The sequence below is a fragment of the Candidatus Dadabacteria bacterium genome (genome assembly GCA_026706695.1).
GTDB lineage: Bacteria > Desulfobacterota_D > UBA1144 > Nemesobacterales > Nemesobacteraceae > Nemesobacter.
This window is the reverse complement of record JAPOYE010000080.1, coordinates 1-6336: the sequence shown is the minus strand read 5'-3', so window position 1 is coordinate 6336 and position 6336 is coordinate 1. Positions and strand designations below refer to the sequence as shown.

The 6336-nt window shown below is 51.7% G+C and carries 4 protein-coding genes; 1 reads left to right on the top strand and 3 read right to left on the bottom strand.

All coding sequences use genetic code 11. The features are described 5' to 3' along the window. The 3 genes from OXG10_05860 to OXG10_05850 form a co-directional block, all read right to left on the bottom strand. The coding region (locus OXG10_05860; protein ID MCY3826889.1) for a phosphoglycerate kinase at positions 1–830 on the bottom strand (830 nt) is incomplete at its 3' end. Then, positions 827–1834 carry a type I glyceraldehyde-3-phosphate dehydrogenase gene (gap, locus tag OXG10_05855; protein MCY3826888.1) on the bottom strand — a complete coding sequence of 336 codons (1008 nt, stop codon included), beginning with the start codon at positions 1832–1834 and terminating at the stop codon, positions 827–829. The genes gap and OXG10_05860, both read right to left, overlap by 4 nt. A gap of 232 nt (positions 1835–2066) precedes the next feature. Beyond that, positions 2067–5183 (bottom strand): efflux RND transporter permease subunit, encoded by a 3117-nt coding sequence (locus tag OXG10_05850; protein MCY3826887.1) that lies wholly within the window; start codon positions 5181–5183, stop codon positions 2067–2069. 294 nt (positions 5184–5477) lie between these two features. Here OXG10_05850 and argC point away from each other — a divergent pair. Next, the coding region (gene argC / locus OXG10_05845; protein ID MCY3826886.1) for an N-acetyl-gamma-glutamyl-phosphate reductase at positions 5478–6336 on the top strand (859 nt) is incomplete at its 3' end.

The window sequence follows — 6336 nt, the reverse complement described above, 5'->3', positions numbered from 1 at the left end:
CTGTCGCCGGCGGCCTCCGCCATCACGTGATCAACGGGCAGAAGGATTTTTTCCTTGTAGGTTTCAAGGGCTTCCCGGGCCCAGCAAATCATCTCTTTCTCCACGGAACATTTCCCGACGCTAACCCCGCGCGCCGCAAGAAAAGTATAAGCCACCCCACCGCCCACAAGAACCCTGTCCGCCTTCTTTATTATGTTCTTGAGTGCCCCTATCTTGTCCTTTATCTTCATGCCCCCGACAATGACTAAGTAGGGTTTTTTTGGTCTCTTTATCAGACGGCTCAGAAACTTTATTTCGTTTCCCACCATAAGACCCGCGAGCTTTTTCTCGAAGTGAGCGGTCATTCCGTAGGTGGAGGCGTGGGCCCTGTGCGAGGTGCCGAAAGCTTCGTTCACGTAAATATCGGCCAAAGAGGCCAGTTTCCGCGAGAAATCCGCATCGTTTTCCGCTTCTTCATTGTGATACCTGAGATTCTCAAGGAGCATTACCTCGCCGTTTTTGAGTTTCTTGGAGGCGTTCTCAACCTTTCTGCCGACAACCGCGCCCGGAAAACGGACCTTGACCCCCAGAAACTCGTTAAGCCTTTCCGCCACCGGAGCCATTGAAAGATTTTCTATCCTGCGTCCTTTCGGCCTTCCCATGTGGGAAGCAAGTATTACCCTAGCCCCGCATCTTGTAAGGTAATCAATCGTGGGGATAGTACGTCTTATCCTGTAATCTTCAGTTATTTTTCCGCCGTTTACGGGAACATTGAAATCAACCCTTACAAAAACTCTTTTCCCCTCGTACTCCGAACAGGGAAGGTCGGTCACAAGAAGCTTTTTCTTCAAAGCGTTTCCCCCACGAGTTCTATAAGATCAACTACTCTTGAGGTGTATCCGTACTCGTTGTCGTACCAGGCGACAACCTTGACCAGATTGTCCTCCACCACTGAAGTCAGCATTGAGTCAAAAGAGCAGGAATGGGTATCTCCCACAAGATCGGAAGAAACGATTTCGTCCTCGACGTAAGCAAGGTAACCGCTAAGCGTTCCTTCGGCCGCTTCCTTGAATTTGGAATTCACATCATCTGCGGAAGTTCCTTTTTCCACTTCGCAGGTAAAATCCACAAGCGACACGTTGGGCGTGGGCACCCGTACGGCGACCGCGGAGAGTTTCCCCTTAAGCTCCGGAAAGACAAGCTGTATGGCGTTTGCGGCCCCCGTGCTGGTAGGAATAATGGAGAGTGCAGCCGCTCTTGCCCTTCTTTTATCCTTATGCGGAGTGTCGAGTATCCTCTGATCGTTCGTATAGGAATGTATCGTGGTCATCTCCCCACGCCTGATCGAGAAATTTTCGTGGAGAACTTTGACCAGCAGACCGAAGCAGTTGGTCGTGCAGGACGCATTTGAAATCACATCGTGACCTTCGGGCTCGTAGTCGTCATCGTTTATGCCCATTACCGTAGTGAAATCCACCTTGCCGCTTGCCGGCGCGGTAATTATCACCTTTCTCACGGTCTCGCCCATGTGCGCCGCGGCGGCCTCGCGGGTTCTGAAAATGCCGCTTGCCTCCGCTACAACCTGTGCTCCAGTTTCGGCCCAGGGAATATTCGCAGGGTTTCTCTCCGAAAACACCTTTATGAACTTTCCATCTACGGTTATTCCCTCGCCGTTGCACTCGACCTCTCCCGGATAGCGGCCGAATACCGAATCGTACTTGAAAAGATAGGCCAGAGTCTCGGTGTCCGTAATATCGTTTATGCCCACGAACTCAAGGTCTTCTCTGCCAAGACCGATTCTGAGTACGTGTCTTCCTATTCTTCCAAACCCGTTTATTCCAACCTTGATGGACATCGCAAAACCTCCGAAACTTGACTTTGAACTTCGCAAAAACTATACACTTGCCTGCTGTTAGTCAATAGAGAAGTCAATTTGAAAAGAATACCGTATTTCGTCGCGTGACTGAATCACCCTAGCGTATACACAAACTACCGAGCATAACGGTTTTTAATCGGTCTCTTCCGCCCGGTCTTCAGTCGCTTAGCCCCCCAGAAGGACTTTTGTAGTTGTACAGGGCACTTAGTCATTAACTAATTTGCAGGGAATCCCTTTCACCCAGCCCCAAGGTCCTCAGATGAGTGAAATACCGCAACCGCTTGCCAATATCGTCAAGAACCAGATAAAGACAGGGCACAAGGTAAAGTATGACGAAAGTCGAGAAAACAAGTCCGAATCCCAGGGAAGCCGCCATCGGAGCGAGAATGCCCGCCTGGCCCTTGTAAGCAAACATCAGGGAGAAAAGTCCCGAGAAGGTCGTAAGCGTGGTGAGGACTATAGGGCGGAAACGATACCTAGCGGAAAATACTATCGCTACCACCTTGCTCGGCATCTTTTTCGCCCTTCGGTTGATAAAATTCATCAGCAGCAAGCTGTCGTTCACCACTATTCCCAGAAGTGCAACCATTCCTATTATGGCGGGAAGCGTCATGGGTTCGCCGCGCAGCAGAATCGCTATGATCACTCCCGTAATGCAAAAAGGCAGCACACTCATTATTATAAGGGGCTGAAAGGTGGAACGCAGTATGCTTGCGAGAATGAGATAAATGAGAAGTAAAGCCAAAAGCGACGCCTTTTTTATGTCGCTTATAGCCTGAGTATACTGCTCCTCCTCCCCTGCGAACCGAAACGAGTAGCCCGGGTAGTTCTCCAGAAGACCGTCGAGGTGACGGGAAAGATTCGCGTTTACCTCCCTTGAAGTAGTCGTCTGGTTGTCCACTTCGGCTGTTACGGTTACCGTTCTTCGAAGCTTCTCCCTCCTTATCTCAAGCGGCGTCTTGGACTCCGTTATCTCCGCCACGGTGCCGATAGGAACCCGCCTTCCGAGAGGAGTTGGGACTTGGTGCGATTTCACCGAGAAAACACTGGACTCGCCTCTTCCGTATCGCAGATTTATCTCAGCCTCTTCCTCGCCCACTCTGGTCTTCGCAACTGTGAGACCGTCTCCGAGAGCCTTGATTTCCCGCGACACGTTCCACTTGTCAATACCGAACACCCCGGCTTTTCTCTCGTCTATCTCAACTCTCGCCTCGGACTTTCCGTAAACAAGATTGCTGGTCGCGGCACTCACCCCCGGCTGACTGCTCAGATACTCCCGGACCCGGGAAGCTATTTCCATCAGCACCGGTATGTCATCCCCGCTTATTTTGACGTCCACCGGTTTCCCGGTAGGAGGACCTACCGTCATGAGGAAATCAACCTGTTTGGCTCCGGTAACCGTTTCCCTTGCCCTGCTTTCCGCAATCTCAGAGAGTTCGACCGCGTTTTCTCTTCTGGCGGAGTAATCCTCGTATTCAACCAGAACCGAGGCTACGTGGTCTCCCTTGGAAAACATATTGTCAGGGTCCGACATATCGAGTCCAACCATGGACAACGTGTTCTTAAGAACATGAGCAGGGATGCTGTGGCGCACGGCTTCCTCCACCTGGGCTACCGAAGCGGTTGTATGCTCCAGACTGGATGAGGGTGGATTCTCAACCCTTACCATTATCTCCTCGATATCATGAAGGTAGAACATCACGTTGGGAATCCGGACAAACATAAAGACCGAAACGGCAAAGATAACCGTGAAACATCCTATTACCGCATAGCGGTTTCTAAGCGCAAACAGAAGTCCCCGCAGATACAGACCTCTTACGCGCAGAAGCGGCGCGTTTCCGCGAGGAGATCTCGTTGTGCCGTTTGCCGGAAGCCAGTCGGCGCAGTGAGACGGCATGATCAGCAAGGCTTCGAAAAGGGAGAAACAGAGAGCGAAGATAGCAACTTTGGGAATTACGGAAAGAAACTGTCCGATTAACCCCGTGGCAAGAAGAAGGGGGGTAAACGCTGCAATATTGGTAAGCACAGTCGCGACCACTGGCCAGGCAACCTCTTTTGTCCCCACCACCGCCGCCCTCAGCGGCTCCATTCCCCTTGATATATATCTCTGGACGTTCTCAACAACGATTATGGCGTCATCCACCACCATACCCAGCATCATTATAAGACCGAACATGGAAAGGACATTGAGCGTTGTGCCGGTCATCTTCATTAATATCGCGGCCCCCAAGAAGGAAACAGGAATCCCCAGGGCGGCTATAAAGGCCGCCTTGCGATCAAGAAAAAGAGTGAGAAGGATTACTACCAGAACAAACCCCAGACCCCCGCTTTTAAGCATGGTCCGAAGACGACTTTTCACCCAGTGTGACCTGTCAAACGCCAGGGTTATTTCCACCTCTTCGGGGAGCTCGCTTTCGTACCTTTCGGTAAGCTCCCTTATGCGGTCGACGGTATCGAGGATATCAACGTCTTTCTGCTTCTCCACCCAGAAGGTAATCGCAGGACGGCCGTTTATCCTCGATCTCAGGTCCTCTCGCTGTTCTCCGAGAGCGACCGTCGACACATCGCGGAGCAGAACATGTTTACCCTCAACGCTCCTAGCAACCGGAATATCTAGAAGATCCTCCACAGATCTTATCTTCCCCTCGGTTCTAAGCAGAAAATCAGTACTGTTCCCAGTAAAATTCGCCCCGGGGATATCCAGATTTCTAGTGTTGACGGCATCTGAAATCTCCTTAATCCCCAGTTCAAACTGCACCATCTTCGGGTAATCCAGATACACCCATATTGCCGGGTCAGGCAGTCCGACGGAAGTCACGTTGTCAATGCCGTCTAAAAGCGCAAGCTCATCCCGCAGTCTTCTGGCACTGCTATAGAGAATATCTCTTGGCATGTCCCCTGAAACCGAAACGCTCACCAGCGGAAAACTCGCCTTTTGCTCTTCTGTTACGGGTTCTTCTGTGTCCTCGGGAAGATCGTCTGCTATCAGGTTGATCTTGGAATCAATCTCCCAGGCGATCCTTCTGGTGTCTTCACCCGGGTAAACCTCAGCCGTAACGCGCGAGAACCCTTCGGAAGAAACGGATTTTACGATCTTGACGCCGGAGACGTTCTTTATCTGCTGCTCAATGGGAACGCTTACAAGATTCTCGACGTCTTCGGCGGAAGAACCCGGAAAAGATGTGGTCACCGTCACCATTTCGAGTTTTACCGATGGGAACAGTTCAAGGGGAAGGGAGAATGAAAACAGAAGCCCTATAAGTAATATGGCTCCCATCAGCAGGTTCACGAAAAAGGAGTTTCTTACTGAAAAATCGGCGATGTGCATAGAGAATCGGTCGACAATTCCTGGTGTGTGCCCAACTATGATCCCGAGCGTACGGGAACTTGATCAAGCGTATGTCTTTGAAGTTTCCACCCGGTCTGCGGTAAACCACAGCCTCAAAACGCCTCTGGTAATTGTACCGGATAATAAAACGCCGCCTAATTCCCCGAAAACCCCTGGAAATTCCGGAACGGACATCGAGAATTTAAGGTCGCTCATCCCACCCCCAGGACAAATCTCTGAATTGCCGGGGCGCGGATTGAGTTTTTCTGATTCCCGTAGTATCGTTTCACCGTGATGGAAAATCTTAACGTATGTATTCTGGGAGCAAGCGGCTACACGGGAGCGGAGCTCATAAGGCTCCTCAGGGGACATCCCCGGGCCAGCATTTCGCATTTAACAGCGGCGAGGCACGCAGGTCGTGCCCTGGCCGAGGTATTTCCGCACCTTGGAGAAATAACCGATCTCGATCTCAGCAGTTCGGATCCCTCGCTCATTCCGGACGATACCGACGTGGTATTCGCCGCGCTTCCGCACGGAGCATCGGCCGAGCTCATAGAAGAAATTTACGGAAGGGACGTAAGGATAATTGATCTCGGGGCGGATTTCCGCCTCAGGGAAGGGACCTACAGGGACTGGTACGGGGATCATCCGTGCGCCCATCTTCTCGAAAACGCCGTCTGCGGAATCCCCGAACTGCATGCGGAACGGATATCGGAGACAAAACTGGTGGCAAACCCCGGATGCTATCCCACCTCTTCGATCCTTCCACTCGCGCCGCTTCTTGAAAACGGCATGGTGGAGACAGAGGGAATCATAATTGATTCCAAATCCGGAGCTTCGGGAGCGGGAAGGAACCCTTCGCTTGATCTTCATTTCTGCGAGGTCTCCGAAGCAATGAAAGCCTACAAGGTAGGCGAGCACCGCCATGCCCCTGAAATAGAACAGGGACTCTCGGATTTTCTAGGCAGCAAGGTGGAAGTCGCCTTCACCCCGCATCTCGTACCGATAAACAGGGGGATACTCTCGACAATATACGTAAACCTCTCGGGAAGCCATAAGACCCGGGAACTGCTGGACGCCCTGGGACAATTCTACGAGAACTCGCCCTTCGTGAGGATTCTTCCCGAGGGGACTTTTCCGAACACTTCATGGG

Coding starts and splice junctions, on each gene's coding strand:
- gap (MCY3826888.1), bottom strand. CDS start 1,834: ATGTCCATCAAGGTTGGAATAAACGGGTTTGGAAGAATAGGAAGACAC.
- OXG10_05850 (MCY3826887.1), bottom strand. CDS start 5,183: ATGCACATCGCCGATTTTTCAGTAAGAAACTCCTTTTTCGTGAACCTG.